Below are 18852 nucleotides of genomic sequence, written 5' to 3'. Positions count from 1 at the left end.
AACCATGTACCAGAAAACCAGTTTTTGTTTATTGTTCACGTTATTCCTGTTTTTATTAGCCTCGGCAGCCAATGCCCAGCAGGAAAAATACCTGCTGCTTGGAACAGACTTCCAGTTTAAGGGGAAATGGTTAGCTGAAACCAGTAAAGATGCCACCTCAGGCAGTATTTTAAGGTTCCTGGAAGGAGAGCTGGACAGTACCTCAGATGCGCTTACGGTAATCCATATCAAAAAACAAGGACACTATACCATTTGGGCCAGGACGCCTGATTTTGAAACGCAGCCGCGCAGCAGGTTTTTCCAGTTATCGGTAGGCCATACCAGGTTTAAAAAAGCAGGCGGGCACGGCACTCCTGGCTATATCTGGGAAAAATTGGGGGTTACGGACCTGAAAGAAGGCGGTGTACTACTGCGACTGCACAACCTCAACTATGGCAGGTGCGATGCCCTATTCTTAGCGCAGGATGAGAACTTTAACCCAAATCATACAGATAAGAAAACGCTGCTGTCCTGGAAAACACTTCCGGTTGAACAGGAAATCGTTGCTGAGGACAAAAAGAACATCACTCCACTGTTGCAGCTCAGCAAAACAGATAAGCCGATAGCGGAAATTGACAACGGGGCTCTACGCATAGAATTTGTAAGGACCGGATCAGGCCATAGTGCCATTGCCTGCAGAACCAGTTTTAAAAAGGAGGGCAGCTGGCAGCAGTTTGGTACATCGAATATGGAAGACCACAGGGTCTATCTTGTGAGCACCGCAGCTACTGCTATCCGGTTTAACAAATATTACCCAACCTGGGATGCACAGGAGCCTGCAGCTTATTTTTTACTCAACGGACAGAAATATCCGGTACAAAAGCCCGGGGATGACCTGAATCCTTTTGTTGCAGGAAATTTGAGTGAAGCCATTCCCATTGCAGCAGAGACTGTAGATAAACAGACCATAAAAGTACAATACATAACCCGCAATGGCTCAGGTATTACCGGATTCTGGTCGCTACGTTCCGGACAGCAGCATATAGACCTGCGCCTGATCTGCAAAGTGGCCCAGAAAGGTTATTATAGCATGGGTGTTGCCGCTTTCCAGCCTGTTGAAGAACAAAACCTGGAAAATGTAATGATGGCCCCCATGTTTCAGTACAAACGGCTTTCTGAAGGACCGCAAATGATGATCACTTCCATGATGCAGCAACCCCTGGCCATTGTCTCTTCCAAAGCCTCACAGGGCATGGCATCGAGCTATGTTGCAGCCAGCCCGGAACTATTCAGGAAGGACTGGGGTTCAGTAGATTATGCACCGGCAGGCTTTACGCTTAAAAACGACAATAATCAGGTACAGCCCGTGATGTTTGCGCCTGTACTGGGCATGAGCGATTCCAGGTACAATACCGGAGAGCTGATTGACAGGCATTTTACCATTGGAATAAGCCAGGGCAACTGGGACAAAGCTTTAGATGAAGTATCTAAAGAAATATTTGAAGTAAAAGACTACCGTAAACAGGAGCAGTCATCACTTACCGATGCTGTTTTCAACATGATAGACCTGGTTAAAAATGACGAGGCAGCCGGATGGGCCCCGGCCTTAAAGGGTTTTTATGACATCGAGGGTGATCCTAAAACAGCACCTACGGTAGTAAATGCCACCCCGCTTGCCAATATTGCACTTTCTGTACTACAAAATGATGAGGATTTTTACCTGACCAGGTCGCTGCCAACCATAGAATTTACCCTTTCCAGAAGCGGGTACCGCTGGGCTACAGATATTGTTCCTACGGCCTATAACGCCACAAGAAAAACACTGGAATTTAATCCCTTTACTTCTCAGTTTACTACCTCTTACTATGTAGGTTTAGACCGTTTACTAGGCGGACTAAACCCATGGCTCAAAAATATAGCCATCCCTGGCGATAGCCTGAGGGCTGTAAAAGGCTATTCAACCGATTTCCATTCCTGGAACCAGGCGCTTTGGGCCTACCAGCTTACCGGACAGGTAAAATGGTTACAGCAGGCCAAAAGGGAAGCCGATATTTTTATCCAGCATAAAATATACAACAACAGCAATAAGCTGCTTAGCCATATCCCTTTTTATAATGCCAGTTTTTACGCACCATGGTGGGACCTGCTGGACCTCTATGAGGCTACAAAAGATAAGAAATACCTGGACGCCGCCAGCTATGGTTCCTACTTTACCATTGCCGGAATCCGCAGTTATCCCAAAGTACAGGACAGCCTGCAAACCATTCATCCGGGAAACCGTTATGATGGCATTACGCACATCTGGTGGAAAGGCAATGCGCCTTACCGCCTGGGTTTTCCACGAAAAAATGGTGATGTACAGGAAAAGAAAGTCCCGGAATGGCTGGTATCACCTGTAGGCCTTGGACTGGAACAGCCCAGTACTTATTTCACCCGGGTAAAAGGGCAAACGGTGCATCCGGTTTTTATGAGTAGCTGGGCACCGCATTTGTTACGGCTGTTCCAGTACTCAAGCAAACCTATTTTTGAAACTTATGCCCGCAATGCGGTAATAGGCCGTTACGCAAATTATCCGGGTTATTATGCTGCCGGTTTTACTGATGTACCTATGCAGGCCGGTTTTCCTTACAAAGGTCCGGATGTGAGTTCAGTTTATTATCACCATATTCCGCCACACCTTGCCTTCAGCCTTGATTACCTGATCACAGAAAGCATACAGCGCTCCAAAGGCAATGTAATGTTCCCTTACAGCAAACAAGAAGGCTTTGTCTGGTTCAATAACCGGGTGTACGGCGGCGTAAAAGGGAAAATATTTGGCGATCAGGGGGTTAGTCTGCGCATGCATAAAGGCCTGATAACGATCCTGAACCCGGCCATCAACTACGTTACCGCTGTTTCCGATAAGCATTTCTGGATCCTGCTTTCCTCGGAAGCGGATACCGAACAGCTACTGACCGTACAATGGAGCGATGCAACAGCGGCATCGAAAGCGGGAAAAGCCATTTGTTATACGCCAACTGCGGAGTCGGCAGTACTGGATTTTAAAGGCGCTAAAATTGATGTGGTGATTCCTGAAAAGGGCTTCAGGGCAATTGCTGTTCCTTTAGCAGTGGCACCTATCAGCAAGAACTATCAGCCGCTAAAAGAGGGGATGAAGGTCATCGATATGGGGGCGCCATGGGGGCGGGTATTCCTGTTTCGCATCCGTTCTCCTTTTGGCTGGGATACCTGCTATGGTTTCGCCGAAACCGCTCCGTTAAAGGGCAGTTCAATAAGCGTAAGCTGTAATGGCAAGGTTCAGGAAATAAAGCAGTACCCTTACGAATGGAGTTTCCATAAACTGCCAATGGGAGCGCATGCAGCACTTGAACTGATTTTCAGGAGCGAGAATGGAAAAACAAAATCAAAAAAAGTTGTACTCAATGGTAACGAATAAAACTTCCCTAAGCGGGTTTAAAACTGCATTGCTGGGTTGCCTGCTGCTACCGGCAATGGCATTTGCCCAAAATGCTGATGAGCGTACAAAAATTGCGGCTTCGCAGGCCGGTGCTTCACCCATCTTTTTTGATACTGCTGTTTCCGGAATCCCTTCAGTTGAGCCTGGAAATTTTAACAACAGCCTTGAATGTAAAGTAAGAGAGGGCTTTCCGGCTTTCTTTGAAAAACTAAATAAGGGCAAGAAGGTCCTGGTGGCCTTCATTGGGGGTAGCATCACCCAGGCAAATTTGGGTTACCGTCTGCAAACCGCCCAGTACCTGGAGCAGGCTTATCCTCAGGTCAGCTTTCAGTGGATCAATGCCGGAGTGTCGGGTACAGGAACAGATTTGGGGGCTTTCCGGATAAAGGAACAGGTACTCAGACATCAGCCCGACTTAATTTTCATAGAATTTGCGGTCAACGGGGCCTATGCTCCCGGCATGGAAGGGATGGTGCGCCAAACGATCAAAGCAAACCCCAATACGGCAATTTGTTTGCTCTATACCATTTTAAATGGGCAGACTGTCTTTTATCAGCGAAATGAACTCCCTCCAAATATAAAGGGGCTTGAAAAGGTTGCTACACATTACGGCCTTCCTTCTATAAATCTGGGTATGGAGGCGGCTGATCTGGAAGCTGCCGGAAAGCTGATCTGGAAGGGAAGCCAGGCTGATCAGGATAAAATCCTGTTTTCTGAGGATGGCATACACCCTTCAACAGCTGGAGGAAAACTATATGCGGCAGCTATTGCCCGGGCATTCAAAAAAATAGAAACCGTACAGCAGCCGAAAAAGAAAGAATTACCCGACCCATTGATTACCACCAATTGGGATGAGGCAACGATGATAGATCCATCCGTTTTTGCTGCTGAGAACCAGGGCTGGCAATTGGTTCCAACAGCAGAAGACCCAAACCTTAAGAAGTTCTCTTCCTGGTTTTCAGAGGTACTTAGTGCAAGTAAACCTGGAGCCAGGTTCAGGTTTCGTTTCAATGGCGATATGCTGGGGGTTTTTGACATTGGCGGACCTGAAGCCGGACAGCTGGAATGGATTGTAGATGGAAAACCGGTAAAACTGATGAACAGGTTCAACGGCTTTTGTAATAACCGCTACCGGGGGCAGTTCGAAGTAATTGAAGTATCCAGGGGCAACCATTTGGTAGAAGTGCTACTGTCTGGACAGAAAGCCGATAAGCGCATGATCTTACCTGAAGACAAAAGGGCGGATATCATCGCGCATCCGGAAAAATACGATCAGACAGTCGCCTATATCGGACGGATTTTATTAAGGGGAACATTACTGAAATGAAACAGCTGATCAGGAAAACAGGGAGTTATATTTTAGCTGCATTGAGTTTAATCACTTATACAGCGGATTTGAGCCGGGCCGCGGAAAAACCATTGGTGCTTAAAAGTCCCTCTTCTGCCTTAATTGTAAGCATTTACGGGAATGGGGGTAAGGGCTTCTATTATACGTTCTCTTCAAAAAATCAGGTACTGGTATATCCATCCCGATTGGGCTTAACCATAGCTGGCAAACCTTTATTAGACCCTGCAGCTAAGCCGCTGCTGATTGACAGCAGTACCGTAAATGAATCTTTTTCGCTGCTACGGCATAACCATCAGGCCAGGAATACGATATACAAGAAATACCGTATCGGGATTGGGAAAAGCCTGATCGAGCTTGCCGTATTTGACGAGGGCTATGCCATTCGCTACCAACTACCTACCGGTCAAGCACATATCAACGCTGAACAAACGAGCTTTGTATTGGATGGAAATGCACGGGTATGGTTCTTTGAGCGGACAAATAACTGGAAACTCAAATCCTATGCTGGTTTATGGACCCAGACCCGGCTTGACAGCCTGGATAAGATCAGTCCTACCGGCCCGGTTCAAGGCAAGCCACTCGTAGCCAGGCTGACAGACCAAAGCTACCTTTTCATAACAGAGGCAGCGTTGCAAAGCTACAGCGGCATGCGGCTGAAGGCAAATAAGAACAAACTAACTGTAGACTTTACCGAAGGAAATAAAGGATTTGATGTATCGGCAGGTCAGCTTTCCTTTACACCCTGGCGCATCATTGGCTGGGCAAAAGACCTGAATGCATTGGTCAATCAAACCATTGTTGAGGCCTTAAATGCAAAACCAGACAGTCTGCTATTTAAAAATACGGATTATATCAAACCGGGTAAGAGTGCCTGGAGCTGGATCAGCAGGGATGAAAATTACCTCGAACCTGCAGCAGAAAAGAAAATTATCGATGCTGCTGCACAGCTCAATTATACTTATACCCTGATTGATGACGGATGGGAAGCTAAATGGAAACAAAAATGGGAGGTACTAAAAGACCTGATACATTATGGGCATAAACAGAAGATAGGGGTATGGGTATGGAAGGATTCGAAGTTTTTGCGGGATGAAGCGTACAGGGATGCCTTTCTGGATACATTAAGCCGGTTAGGGGTTGCAGGAATTAAAATAGATTTCATGAACAGTGAGGCAAAAGAGCTGATCGACTTTGAGATTGCCTTTCTAAAAGCCACCGCAAAGAAAAAGCTGATGGTCAACTTTCATGGCTGCCAGACATCCAGCGGTGAGTACCGTACCTATCCGAATGAGATGACCAGAGAGGGGATCAGGGGTATGGAACTGAACATCATGAACGAGCCCATACCGGCATGGCACAATGCGGCATTGCCTTTTACCAGGTTCATTATGGGTCATGCAGACTATACACCTGCCCTTTTTTCCAAAAGGGCGTCCACTACACTTACGCATCAGCTGGCCTTGCTTTACCTGTTCGATTCACCCTTTCAGTGTGTTGCCGAAAATCCGGTAAGGCTTCTGGAAGACAGTCTGTACCGGCCTATCCTTCCGCTGTTGCGGGATTTACCTACCACATGGGACAAAACACAGGTTTTGGATGGAAGTGATATAGGCCGTTGTGCTATTCTGGCTAAAAAGAAAGGGACTGATTGGTATATAGCCGCCATCAACGGACTTGATAAAGCACAGGACATTGGACTGGATTTATCCTTTATCGAAGATCTTTCGGCCTATACCGCAATGGTTATCAGCGATACAGGAGGGGCATTTTCTTCTGCCCTGGCCATTCCTGCCCTGCTCAACAAAAAGAAAGTAAGCATTCCTGCCGCGGGAGGACTTGTGATCAGGTTGACACCAAAAAAATAATGTGATATGAAAACAGCGATATATATTAAAGTCCTTTGCTTATCCATTAGCTGCTGTTTCTGTGCGCAGGTAAGCGGACAAAAGGCCCCGGACATTAAAGGTTTTAAAGTGACCTCTAAGGGTAAAACTTATTTATTTAAACCCGATTTTGTAGTGGTTTATAATGACAAAGATCCCGAACTGGCCTTAAAGCCGTCAGGGCTAAAAAAGGTATCCTACAATATCCCTACCTGGACAACTGCGGATCCAAAACTAGCCGATTATCAACAGCAAAACGTAAACATCAGTGTTGCCGGAGATGGATTTGACGATAAAATATTAAGAAGTGCCACGCAGAACCGCACAGCCAATATCTATCAGGCTGGAACAAACTATTTTTTGAGTGCCATTAAAACGGTTAACAGCAGAGATACTACATACTTTATATTTCCGGAACATGCCTATTTTACACTAAGCGCATGGATTGTTAAAAGCAGTAAACCCTATCCTAAAATTGAATTTTCATTCGTAGCCAAAAAAGCCGGCTTTTTTAGTGTGGGTTATATTGGCGCTCCCTCTTTTAAAAACGATGAAGCGAAAGAACTATGGCAGCCGCTCATCTGGACCGAAAGGCGGGCCCCTTTACAGCCTTATCTTACACCGGCCTTTATGGCCACAAGCCCAACCACGCTGGTAAACGATGGCTACAATTCCATAGGTGTGCTGGCTGGGTCCAGGCACCTGCCTTTCCAGCCTTTACCCTTATTGAACAACAGCCAGTTTGGCATTGCCTTGTTAAACCGTAAATCCGAACTGCAGCCCCAGGTCTTTGCACCTATGCCGGGTGGTATCCATTCACAAATGAAAGCGGGCCAGGTTTTTGAATTTTCGATGAACCTGATTGTGGAGCCATTAAGTATTACCAAAACTTATGAACGGATCGCGACGGCTGTATTTGGTTTTAAGGATTACCGGAGTAATGCCACCGTTTCTATGAATACCACGCTGGACAATCTGATTGATTACTCGAAAACAAGATATGCCTGGTTTGTAGACAGCCTGAAAGGCTTTGCCTACTCAACAGATGTACCAGGGGCTGTAAAAAATGTTTCGAGCCTGAACCCCCTGGAGCTGTCTATTGTAAGGGACGATCAGGAAATGTTCGACAAACGGGCATACCCTTTAATGGAATTTATGCTGTCGCGAGAGAAATTCCTGTTTGCGATTGACAGTAACCAGAAAATTCAATCTCCATCCAGAAAACTGAGAGGGCCTATTGCCCCGCTATCAGAACTCCAGGTTTTGTCGGCCGTTTTTGGCCGAAACAATTCTTTCTATACCGCAATGGCCGAAAAAGAATTCGGAACCGCGCGCATCAGGAACCTGGATGAGGAGCAGAAAGGACGGAACTGGGTAAATGCCATGTTTATGTTTAAACTGACCTCCGACTCTTCCTATTTGAGTTTAACCAAGTCGCTGGCCGACCAATACCTCAAAGAAAGGGTGGATACCAGGATCAGCCAGTTTGGGGATCCGCTGTTCAGCTTCAACTTTTTCTGGCCAACATTTACCAATAACTGGTCGGCCTTACTGGAATTATACGAACTCACAGGTGAGCGCCGTTACCTCAATGCCGCCCAGGACGGGGCCCGGCATTATACCTTGTTTACCTGGATGGCCCCACAGATACCGGATGACCTGGTTAGGGTAAATAAGGGTGGAAAGGCGCCGATGTACTGGTACCTCAAATCAAAAGGGCACCAGCAGATGTATTATCCGGAAGAAAAAGTTCCGGCATGGAGACTTTCTGAAATGGGGCTTACGTCCGAATCTTCCGGTACTTCAACCGGGCACAGGGGGATTTTTATGTCGACCTACGCACCCTGGCTGTTAAGGATAGGCTACTATACCAACGACCTTTTTCTGATGAATGTGGCCAAAGCATCTATTGTTGGGCGCTCTGAAAGCTTTCCGGGTTACCATATGAATACCGAGCGGACTACCGCTTACGAAAAAGCCGATTTTCCGCTTCATGAACACAAAGAACAGAGCGTAAACTCCTTTCATTACAACCATATCCTGCCGATGGCCTCTATGTTTGTAGACTACCTGGTTTCCGATGCCTATGTAAAAAGCAAGGGCAGGATAGACTTCCCCAGCGATTATATTGAAGGTTATGCTTACCTGCAGAATAAGTTCTATGGGGCAAAAAAAGGGAAGTTCTTTCCCTTTGAAAATGTACAGCTATGGATGCCCTCACGTTTGCTTCGCATAGACAACATCGCATTAAACTATATCAGTGCAAAAAAAGGCGACACCTTGTTACTTGCCTTTATGAACCAATCGCAAAATACTATAAATACACAAGTTGCTGTAGATGCCTCCAGGGTTGGTATTTCTACAGGCAGCACGGTCCGCATGCTTTCTTCAGCAGAAAAGCCCTCCTCTTTAAAAGACGGCTGCTTTCAGGTCAGTGTTCCCGCAGGCGGAATGACCGCCCTGGCCATCACGGGTGTAAAAATCAGCAGCAGCTTTCAGGACCGGATACTGAATGTAAGAAAGGATAAAAGAAGCGACTATGCGGATATCCCGGAAGGAGATGCCAAAGCCTTGTTGTTTAAGCTGGGTGCCTATGCACAAAAGCTATATGTATTTCTTCAGGAAGATGACACCAAATGGAAGAAAGCCAGACTAATATACAAGATAGATGGAAAAACTGAAGTTGCAGCGGACAAAAATGAATACCCCTTTGAATTTACCGTTCCGGTTGATCAGGATAAGCCGGTTCGTTTTTACCTGGAGCTAATGGACAAGAATGGAAAACTGGTGAAATCCGGAGAAACAGAAATAGGCAGATAACTAAAAAAATAAAGTAATGATACGAATAGACGCAGAGCGGGGGAGCCGTAGTTTAAAGATTGAAACATGTAATACAGATTTTGCCATAATTGGTGGCGGTATGTCGGGCGTATGTGCTGCCATTACAGCAGCCAGACAAGGATTAAAAGTAACACTGGTGCAAGACCGGCCTGTACTGGGCGGCAACGCTTCCAGCGAGGTAAGGCTATGGATATTGGGTGCCACCTCGCATATGGGCAATAACAACCGCTGGAGCAGGGAAGGCGGCTTAATAGATGAACTCCTGGTCGAGAATACCTATCGGAACCCTGAAGGGAACCCTGTAATACTGGACATGATCCTGTTGAATAAGGTGAAACAGGAACCTAACATTACCTTACTGCTCAACACAGCGGTGTATGAAGTGATTAAAAGTAAAGGCGATGAGATAGATGGTATTAAAGCTTTCTGCAGCCAGAATTCTACTGAATATGTAATTAAAGCTCCTTTATTCTGTGATGCATCTGGTGATGGCATTGTGGGCTTTCTTTCTGGTGCGGCATTCAGAATGGGGGCAGAACCCGCCGGGGAATTTAACGAACCGATGGCGCCGGATGCCAGCTATGGTGAACTGCTGGGACATTCGCTTTACTTTTATACCAAAGATACGGGAAAACCGGTACGCTTTACCGCTCCCGAATTTGCAATGGATGTACAGAAGGAAATACCACGGTACAGGAATTTTAATGCAAAAGAGCATGGCTGTAAATTATGGTGGGTAGAACATGGCGGACGCATGGATACTGTGCACGATACCGAGCAGATCAAATGGGAGTTATGGAAAGTGATTTATGGGGTATGGGATTACATTAAAAACTCGGGTAAATTTCCCGAGGCCGAAAACTATACTTTGGAATGGGTTGGCATGGTTCCAGGCAAACGGGAAAGCCGCCGGTTTGAGGGGGATTATATCCTTTCGCAATCGGATCTGATTGAACAGAAAATACATGAAGATGGAGTGGCTTACGGGGGCTGGTCTATAGACCTCCATCCGGCCGACGGTGTGTTCAGCGATCGCTCGCCATGTAACCAGTGGCATAGCAAAGGTATCTTCCAGATTCCTTACCGATCACTTTACAGCAGGAACATCAAAAACCTCTTCCTGGCCGGCCGGATCATCAGTGTGAGCCATGTGGCTTTTGGCGGTACCAGGGTGATGGCCACCTGTGCCTATGTGGCGCAGGCGACTGCGGTAGCAGCAGCGCTATGCCTGAAATACAAAAAAATGCCTGCCGAATTGTACAGCGAAAATTACATACCTGTTTTGCAAAAAGAACTGCTAAAAACAGGGCAATACATACCTGATGTAAATTTTGAAGATAAAGATGACCTGGTAAGGGATGCCCATATCCAGTCTAGTTCAAATCTGGCTTTTAGAGGTTTCAGCAGGGACAATTACCTGTTAAAACGGCTGTCCATTGCTGCGGGCCAGATGCTGCCGGTCCAGCCTGGCCGTTTCCCTTCCTTTACTGCTTTACTCAAAGCCGATGCGGCAACAAAGGTAAATGTAGAGCTGCGGATCAGCAGCAAATACGGAGGCTTCACTCCCGATACCATAGTTGCTGTAAAACAGGTTGAGCTGCAGCCCGGAGAGCAGGAGGTAAATATTGATTTTGATGTTGTTATTGACAAACAACAGTATGTTTTCGTATGCTTTCTGATCAATGAGAAAGTACAGCTGGCCTATTCCCATGAAAGGGTTACAGGAATACTTTCGGTCTTTAATGGGGTAAACAAGGCTGTTTCCAATAATGGAAAACAGGTAGCACCTGAAGGCTCCGGGGTAGAGAGTTTTGAATTCTGGTGCCCGCAAAGAAGGCCTGAAGGTCAGAACATTGCCTTACAGTTTCGGGAAGTAGTCCATGCCTTCACCGCAGATCAGCTTAGCAACGGGGCAGACCGACCGACCCTGCAACCCAATGCCTGGGTAGCGGAGCTGGCTGATCGGGCACCCGTTATTGAAGTATCATGGGAAGAGTTCCGGTCTATCGACAGAATTGACCTGGTATTCGATACAGATACAGATCATCCGATGGAATCTGTACTAATGACACACCCCGAAACGGTAATGCCATTTTGTGTAAGAAATTACCATATTGAGGATGAACAGGGGCGGGTAGTTTACCAGAAAAAGGACAATTACCATACCCGCAATGAAATTCTGTTCGAATCTCCTGTAGAAACTAAAAAACTAAAAGTTATATTGGAACATCCATCAGACGATGTACCAGCCTCCTTGTTTTCATTGAGATGTTATTCATTTAAATCACACTAAATCATGATAGATACCGCAGTAGTAGTCATTTTTTCTGTTTTCATTATGCTGGTAGGCATCAGCTTTTCCAAGACGGGAAGAAACCTGAAATCGTTTTTCGCTGGTGGTGAATCTGTTCCCTGGTTCATTGGAGGGCTGTCCTTATTCATGAGTTTCTTTTCTGCAGGGACTTTTGTAGTCTGGGGGGCTATAGCCTATCAGCATGGATGGGTAGCCATTACCATTCAATGGACCATGTGCATTGGTGCCATCATTACAGGGCTTTACCTGGCACCCCGATGGAAGGCTACGGGTAACCTTACTGCGGCAGAATTTATAAAAGCAAGGCTGGGCAGTAAAGTTCAGAAAAGCTATATCTATATTTTTACATTGGTATCCCTGTTCATCAAGGGCTCGGTGTTATACTCTGTAGCCATACTGGTTTCAGCTTCATTGGGTTATCCATTGGTACCTGTTACCATTGTTTTAGGGATCTTAATGATTTCCTATACAGCTGTAGGCGGCTTATGGGCCGTGATGGTGACCGATATCTTACAATTTGTGGTACTCACTGCAGCCGTGCTTATTATCCTGCCTCTGGTGTTTCAGGAGGTAGGCGGCGTTCAGGCTTTTATAGACAAGGCCCCTGAGGATTTCTTTAACCTGGTTCATGGTGAATATACCTGGGGCTTCATCTTTGCCTTTGCCATTTATCACATCTTTTATATCGGTGGCAACTGGACATTTGTACAACGATATACCAGCGTAGACGCGCCTAAAAGCGCTTCAAAAGTAGCCTACCTTTTTGCCGGACTGTACATCTTAAGCCCGGTGTTGTGGATGCTGCCACCTATGGCCTACAGAATGATGAATCCATCGCTGACCGGACTGGATGCAGAGAATGCCTATATTATGGTTTGTAAACAGGTGCTGCCTGCCGGACTACTGGGCTTAATGCTCACAGGGATGTATTTTTCCACTTCGGCATCGGCCAATACAGCGCTCAATGTAGTATCGGCAGTTTTTACCAACGACATCTACAAAGAATCCGTAAACCCCGGTGCTGATGATAAAAAGCTCATGTTTGTGGCACGCGCCTCATCCTGGTTCTTTGGCTTGCTGATGATCCTGATTGCGCTGGGCGTTCCTTATATAGGTGGAATAGTTGAATTTACCCTTAGTGTAGGGGCGATAACGGGTGGGCCATTATTGCTGCCGCCAATCTGGTCTTTGTTCTCCAAACGCCTTTCCGGAAAGGCTACCATTTACATCACATTGATATCGCTTTCGGTAAACCTGGTATTCAAGATCATTCTGCCTTTAACTGGCGAAGATAAATTATCAAGGGCCAATGAAATGCTATTGGGTGTGCTGCTCCCGTTCTTTATGTTACTGGTCTATGAGTTGATCATGAGAAAAAAGATCAGCGTTAGCAGCGACTATGAAGGATACAGGGTTTACAAAGCAGAAAAGAAACAGGCCGCCACAAATATTGATGCAGAGGAGCAGGAGGCCATCAAAAGACAGAATGTATTTGGTCTGAAAATGATCAGCTTCTCCCTGTTGTTTATGTCAGTGTTGTTGTTACTGCTGGCTTTCATAACTTCGAAAGCAACTACACTGGTAGTTGTAATTGCTATTGCCATCATGCTTGGCTCCATAATTCCCTGGAGGGCTTCAAAGCGTAAAGCGCAGACAGGATAAATAAAAACGCCCCCGGATTTAGGAATCAGGGGGCGTTTTACTTCAGGCTTCTATGCTGTTAGTCAACAGGATCAGTTCATGTCTTTTTGAACTTTCCTGGCTGTGCTTTTTCCCGGAAGATAAATCTGGAAGCCAACCCCCAAACCCAGATTGTGGGCATAGGCGCTGGATCCGAAACCTACCACACCATTGTATTTCAGCAATGCTTCAAGACCAATAGAGGGGGTTACGAAATAAGTAAAACCAGGGCCAAAGCTGAATCCGAGTCCGTTTGTGCTGCCGCCAGCAGATGGATTGTAACCTTGTACACCAACAGTAGCCTCTCCAAAAAACCTGGAACTTTTAACCACCTCATTCGCACCGGTCTCGCCATAATACCTGCCCAAGGCACTTATACCGTAACTAATGTCTGTCCCGGAACCTTTTTGGGTAGCCAGGCCTAAATTAACCTCCCCACCGAAGGCCAGTCCATCCTGAACAAACCAGGCAGCTTTCGGGCTAATGTTAAAGGTAAAAGCATTGGGTTTATCCAAACCAAATTTAATGTTGGATAAATTTGCCCCAATCATGACATTTCCTTTTTGTATCTGTGCATTTGCTGCAAATGCCAGGGTACTTCCTAAAATAATAGTAAAAATTAGCTTTTTCATAATTTGTAGATTTGTTTTAAGGGTTTCAGCTATTTAATTAACAAATTTCGTTCCTTTTTTGTTTATAAGATTTTATTTCGAGACATTTACGATAGAATTTTACTTTGTAATCCAATGATTTAACTAAACATTGGCAGGGGGTTTGATACATATCATCAAATTGATACACTGGAATTAAAACTGAAAGCGGATAGCTAGAATGGAAATATCATTAAATGGCAGGATGAATGGTAAGCCCAACTATTTCATGGAAAAAGTGCGGAACATGTTGGGAAACGACAGGTCCGCGGAACTAAAATGGGGAATTATTGGTTGTGGTGACGTTACTGAAGTTAAAAGTGGCCCGGCCTTTAATAAAATACCTGGTTCATCCCTGGTTGCGGTTATGCGCAGGAGCGGGGCCAAGGCGCAGGATTATGCCTACCGGCACAATGTGCCAAAATGGTACGACAATGCGGCGCGGCTGATCAACGATCCGGAAATAAATGCCATTTACATTGCCACACCACCTTTACAACATGAGGAATATGCCCTGTTGGCTTTGGCTGCCGGCAAACCGGTATACGTAGAAAAGCCCATGACATTGAATGCCGTGTCGGCTTTAAGGATGAAAGAAGCTGCAGAAAAATACAATGTGAAACTAACAGTAGCACATTACAGAAGGCAGCAACCCATGTTCCTGAAAGTTAAAGCGCTTATTGATCAGAAAGCGATAGGCGATATCAGCCTGGTGCAATTGCAGATGCACCAGCCACACAATTCTGACCTGATCGCCAGTACGGCCGGGGGGAGCGGCAGCAACTGGCGCTTTGATCCGGCAATTTCCGGTGGTGGATTATTTCATGATCTTTCCCCGCATCAGCTGGACCTGATGATTTATTTTTTTGGCCATCCTTTGAAATCCATGGGCCTTTCTTTAAACCAGGCAGGTCTGTATCCAGCGGATGACATTGTAAGCGGGCAGGTGCTCTTTAAAAATGGGGTGCTCTTTAACGGCTCCTGGTGTTTTAATGCAGCAGAAAAAACAGACAGCTGTGAGATTATCGGAACTGAGGGTAAAATAACCTTTCCGATGTTTGGGCATAAAGTAACTTTACGTAAAAACGGCATAGATCAGGATTTTATATTTGATCCGCTGCAGCATGTGCAGCAGCCGATGATAGAACAAGTAGTGAACTATTTCTCGGGCAGGGGCGAAAACCCCTGTTCGGCACAGGATGCCATGCTGTGTATGCAGTTGATGGACAGTTTTACCTGCAGGGATGTTTAGCTTACTCAAACCTTATAAAGGTCTTATCGCTGTATTGCTGCTTTTTACATTGGCTGGTAATGGCATCAACCTGTTGCTGCCCAGGATTGTTGCCGATGGAATAGACGCTTATACTGCCGGTACTTTTGATATCCATGGCATCCTGGTTAAATTTTCAATAGCGATCCTGTTTGTGTTCCTTTTTACCTTTCTGCAGGGCATCGTACAAACCTATGCTTCCGAAAAGGTTGCCAAAGATTTAAGAACAAAACTCGCAGATAAGATTTCAAGGCAAAGCAATGCTTATATTGAAAAAGCAAATCCATCCAAACTGCTGACCAACCTTACCGCTGATGCAGATTCTATTAAAACCTTCATCGCACAGGCTATTGTTTCCATAACCTCTTCTGTATTTATCATCATAGGGGCTACCGTTTTACTGCTTACCATAAACTGGAAACTTGCACTGGCCATCCTGGCCATCATCCCGATTATTGGAATTACGTTTTTCGTGGTGATTAAAAAAGTGACCGTACTTTTCAAGCAGGCCAGGGAAGTAATAGACTGGCTGAATAAGGTAATCAACGAAAGTATTCTGGGATCTGCATTGATCAGGGTTGTCAATTCACAGCAATTGGAATATGTGAAATTTTTGTCGGCCAGTACAAAGGCAAAGGAACTGGGAATCGGTATTTTAAATCTTTTCGCCGGCCTCATCCCCGTCATTACTTTTGTAGCCAACCTGGCCAGTCTTACGATCCTGGTACTGGGCGGACATTATGTGATTAGCGGAAGCATGACCCTTGGCGATTTCGCCGCCTTCAAAAGCTACCTTGCCATGCTTATTTTCCCAATCATCGTGATCGGTTTTATGAGCAATGTAATTGCGCAGGCGAAGGCATCATACGGGCGCATTGCACAGGTGCTGAACCAGGACGATGCTGTTCCGTCCGGCAATCTTACTGATGCTTTAAAAGGGCAAGTGGAAATGAAAGGGGTAAATGTACGCTACGGACAAAAACCAGTACTGAAAGCCATTTCCTTTAATTTACAACCGGGTTCAAAGACGGCCATCATTGGACCTACAGCAGCCGGAAAAACACAGTTGCTATACCTGCTTACGGGTTTGATTAAGCCCGATGAAGGTGAGGTCCTGTTTGATGGAAACTCGATTGACGCTTATCAGCCGGAATCCTTTCACAACCAGATCGGCTTTGTTTTTCAGGACAGCATCCTGTTCAATATGAGCATCCGTGAAAATATTGCGTTTAGTGATCTTGTTACAGATGAATTCTTAGAAAAAGCAATTGAAACAGCCGAATTAAAGGATTTTATTGATGGACTTCCTGAGAAATTAAATACGATCGTATCTGAAAGGGGATCTGATTTGTCGGGCGGACAAAAGCAAAGGATTATGCTGGCCAGGGCCCTGGCCTTAAACCCCAGGGTTTTACTGCTGGATGACTTTACGGCAAGAGTGGATAGCAATACTGAACAGCGCATCCTGGCCAATGTACAGCAAAACTACCCCGGACTCACCTTATTGTCTGTAACGCAAAAAATTGCCGCTGTTCAGCATTACGACAAAGTGATCCTGCTGATGCAGGGCGAAATTATTGCACAGGGCAGGCATCAGGAACTCATGAAAAGCAGTCCTGAGTATGTCCAGATTTATAATTCACAGCAAAGTACCAGCAATTATGAACTACAATCTTAGCCAGCTCAGCGGTAAGGACGAAAAGAAGTCGACATTTGCGGTACTTAAAAAATTGCTGCTGCTGATCGCCCATGAACGGCGGAGGCTTTTGTTCGCATTTATTGCAATGGTCATCAATTCGGCTTTACTGCTGCTATCGCCTTTAATTATAGGTCATACCATAGACAATTACATGACCACCAAACAATTTGATGGGGTATTGCTGTACTCAGGTATTTTACTGGTCATGTTCCTGATCACGCTGTTTACCGGATACCTGCAGACCAAACTTATGGGCGGAGTTGGACAGCGAATGCTTTACACCCTTAGAAATGCCATTTTTAATAAATTACAGGAACTGCCGGTTTCATTTTTCAGTCAGAATAAAGCAGGCGACCTGATCTCCAGGGTAAACAACGATACAGATAAAGTAAATCAGTTCTTTTCGCAATCGCTGATGCAGTTTCTGAGTAGCTTGTTCACCATGCTGGGCTCTGGAGTGTTTCTGTTACTCATCAATTTCAAACTGGGTACCGCCACACTGGGCCCGGCTGTACTTATACTGCTGTTTACTGTATTGGCATCGGCATGGGTAAAAAGGAAAAATGCAGTTAACCTTAAAAGTGTAGGCAGCCTAAGTGCAGGGATTCAGGAAAGCCTGAACAATTTTAAAGTGATCATTGCCTTTAACCGCCGCGATTATTTCAGAAAACGGTTCGACGAAACCAATCAGCAAAATTACCATACCGCAATTGGTGCAGGAATAGCCAATAACATATTTGTTCCTGTTTTTGGTTTATTTTCGAGTATCGCACAGCTGGTGGTATTGTTGTACGGTATTCAGCTGATTGCCGCCGGAGAATTCACCATCGGATTGCTGATCAGCTACTTGTCTTATGCTGTAACTTTCTACAACCCTCTAAGGCAACTCGCTGCCTTATGGAGCAGCCTCCAGGTAGCCTTAGCTGCATGGGACAGGATTTCACAGATCCTTTCACTCGAAAATGATCTTCGTACAGTAAGGGATGATACCAGACATCGTTCTGATGCGCTACTTAGTTTTAGAAATGTGCATTTTGCTTATGCTGGTGGACAAGAAATCCTGCACAACATCAGCTTTGACCTGCAGAAGGGCAAAACCTACGCGCTGATTGGGCCAACCGGCGGCGGTAAAACCACTACTGCATCGCTGATGGCGCGCCTATACGATGCGACAAGCGGAACCGTTTTATTAGACGGGAAAGACATCCGCTCTTTTACTGCCGAGGAACGGACCAATAGGATCGGATTTATACTGCAGGAGCCTTTTTTGTTTAGCGGTACAGTCAGAGACAATATTTTATACAGTAATACGGCTTATAAGGACTATACCAACGCGCAACTGGAGGCAGTGATTCAAGCTGCCCATCTTGAGGACTTGCTGTTATTGTTCGACAAGGGCCTGGAAACCGAGGTGTCATCGGGTGCCGATAACATCAGTCTGGGCCAAAAACAGCTCATTGCTTTTATGAGGGCAGTGTTACGTAATCCAAAACTGCTTATCCTTGATGAGGCTACTGCAAACATTGATACAGTTACGGAACAGCTGCTTAGTGATATTCTGAATAAACTACCTCAGGAAACCACACTGGTCATTATTGCGCATCGCTTAAATACCATAGAGAACGCAGATGAGATTTACTTTGTGAACTCAGGCGAAGTAATTAAAGCAGGCACAATGGATCATGCCATGAACATGCTGATCAAGGGTAAGAGAAGCAGCTGATGGGCATC

At 45.6% G+C, this 18852-nt stretch carries 10 protein-coding genes; 9 read left to right on the top strand and 1 reads right to left on the bottom strand.

Features of this window, described 5'->3' with window-relative positions; genetic code table 11:
• Positions 1 to 4 precede the first annotated feature (4 nt).
• From B9A91_RS19775 to B9A91_RS19750, 6 genes are read left to right on the top strand one after another with little or no spacing between them, the layout of a single operon-like run.
• Positions 5 to 3415, top strand: coding sequence for a hypothetical protein (locus B9A91_RS19775; RefSeq protein WP_084240742.1), 3411 nt, complete (start codon positions 5 to 7; stop codon positions 3413 to 3415).
• Positions 3402 to 4763 (top strand): SGNH/GDSL hydrolase family protein, encoded by a 1362-nt coding sequence (locus B9A91_RS19770; RefSeq protein WP_084240787.1) that lies wholly within the window; start codon positions 3402 to 3404, stop codon positions 4761 to 4763. Before B9A91_RS19775 ends, B9A91_RS19770 begins: the two co-directional genes overlap by 14 nt.
• Positions 4760 to 6649, top strand: a complete 1890-nt coding sequence (locus B9A91_RS19765; protein WP_144009000.1) for a glycoside hydrolase family 97 protein — start codon at positions 4760 to 4762, stop codon at positions 6647 to 6649. Before B9A91_RS19770 ends, B9A91_RS19765 begins: the two co-directional genes overlap by 4 nt.
• 6 nt (positions 6650 to 6655) lie before the next feature.
• Positions 6656 to 9487, top strand: coding sequence for a hypothetical protein (locus B9A91_RS19760; protein ID WP_084240740.1), 2832 nt, complete (start codon positions 6656 to 6658; stop codon positions 9485 to 9487).
• Positions 9488 to 9503: 16 nt separating this feature from the next.
• Positions 9504 to 11801 (top strand): FAD-dependent oxidoreductase, encoded by a 2298-nt coding sequence (locus B9A91_RS19755; RefSeq protein ID WP_084240739.1) that lies wholly within the window; start codon positions 9504 to 9506, stop codon positions 11799 to 11801.
• Positions 11802 to 11804: 3 nt separating this feature from the next.
• Complete coding sequence (locus tag B9A91_RS19750) at positions 11805 to 13484, top strand: sodium:solute symporter family protein (RefSeq protein WP_084240738.1); 1680 nt, start codon at positions 11805 to 11807, stop codon at positions 13482 to 13484.
• Positions 13485 to 13555: 71 nt separating this feature from the next.
• On the opposite strand, the gene B9A91_RS19745 is transcribed toward B9A91_RS19750, so the two are convergent.
• On the bottom strand, positions 13556 to 14134 hold the full coding sequence (locus B9A91_RS19745) for a hypothetical protein (RefSeq protein ID WP_084240737.1): 579 nt from the start codon (positions 14132 to 14134) through the stop codon (positions 13556 to 13558).
• Between the two features lie 199 nt (positions 14135 to 14333).
• Here B9A91_RS19745 and B9A91_RS19740 point away from each other — a divergent pair, with 199 nt between their 5' ends.
• From B9A91_RS19740 to B9A91_RS19730, 3 genes are read left to right on the top strand one after another with little or no spacing between them, the layout of a single operon-like run.
• A complete protein-coding gene (locus B9A91_RS19740; protein WP_084240736.1) occupies positions 14334 to 15404 on the top strand; it encodes a Gfo/Idh/MocA family protein in 1071 nt (356 codons plus the stop codon).
• The gene (locus B9A91_RS19735) at positions 15397 to 17100 is read left to right on the top strand and encodes an ABC transporter ATP-binding protein (protein ID WP_084240735.1); all 1704 of its coding nucleotides are present in this window, start codon (positions 15397 to 15399) and stop codon (positions 17098 to 17100) included. The genes B9A91_RS19740 and B9A91_RS19735 overlap by 8 nt, the downstream gene beginning before the upstream one ends.
• Entirely contained in the window at positions 17084 to 18844 is a 1761-nt protein-coding gene (locus B9A91_RS19730) for an ABC transporter ATP-binding protein (protein WP_084240734.1), read from the top strand. Before B9A91_RS19735 ends, B9A91_RS19730 begins: the two co-directional genes overlap by 17 nt.
• Positions 18845 to 18852 lie beyond the last annotated feature (8 nt).

Source organism: Pedobacter africanus (genome assembly GCF_900176535.1).
Classification (GTDB): Bacteria; Bacteroidota; Bacteroidia; order Sphingobacteriales; family Sphingobacteriaceae; genus Pedobacter; species Pedobacter africanus.
This window is presented reverse-complemented; position numbering and strand designations above follow the sequence as displayed.

What these genes read in the sequence shown, in the direction of transcription:
- B9A91_RS19775 (WP_084240742.1), top strand. Translation starts at nt 5, where the DNA reads ATGTACCAGAAAACCAGTTTTTGTTTATTGTTCACGTTATTCCTGTTT.
- B9A91_RS19770 (WP_084240787.1), top strand. Translation starts at nt 3,402, where the DNA reads ATGGTAACGAATAAAACTTCCCTAAGCGGGTTTAAAACTGCATTGCTG.
- B9A91_RS19765 (WP_144009000.1), top strand. Translation starts at nt 4,760, where the DNA reads ATGAAACAGCTGATCAGGAAAACAGGGAGTTATATTTTAGCTGCATTG.
- B9A91_RS19760 (WP_084240740.1), top strand. Translation starts at nt 6,656, where the DNA reads ATGAAAACAGCGATATATATTAAAGTCCTTTGCTTATCCATTAGCTGC.
- B9A91_RS19755 (WP_084240739.1), top strand. Translation starts at nt 9,504, where the DNA reads ATGATACGAATAGACGCAGAGCGGGGGAGCCGTAGTTTAAAGATTGAA.
- B9A91_RS19750 (WP_084240738.1), top strand. Translation starts at nt 11,805, where the DNA reads ATGATAGATACCGCAGTAGTAGTCATTTTTTCTGTTTTCATTATGCTG.
- B9A91_RS19745 (WP_084240737.1), bottom strand. Translation starts at nt 14,134, where the DNA reads ATGAAAAAGCTAATTTTTACTATTATTTTAGGAAGTACCCTGGCATTT.
- B9A91_RS19740 (WP_084240736.1), top strand. Translation starts at nt 14,334, where the DNA reads ATGGAAATATCATTAAATGGCAGGATGAATGGTAAGCCCAACTATTTC.
- B9A91_RS19735 (WP_084240735.1), top strand. Translation starts at nt 15,397, where the DNA reads ATGTTTAGCTTACTCAAACCTTATAAAGGTCTTATCGCTGTATTGCTG.
- B9A91_RS19730 (WP_084240734.1), top strand. Translation starts at nt 17,084, where the DNA reads ATGAACTACAATCTTAGCCAGCTCAGCGGTAAGGACGAAAAGAAGTCG.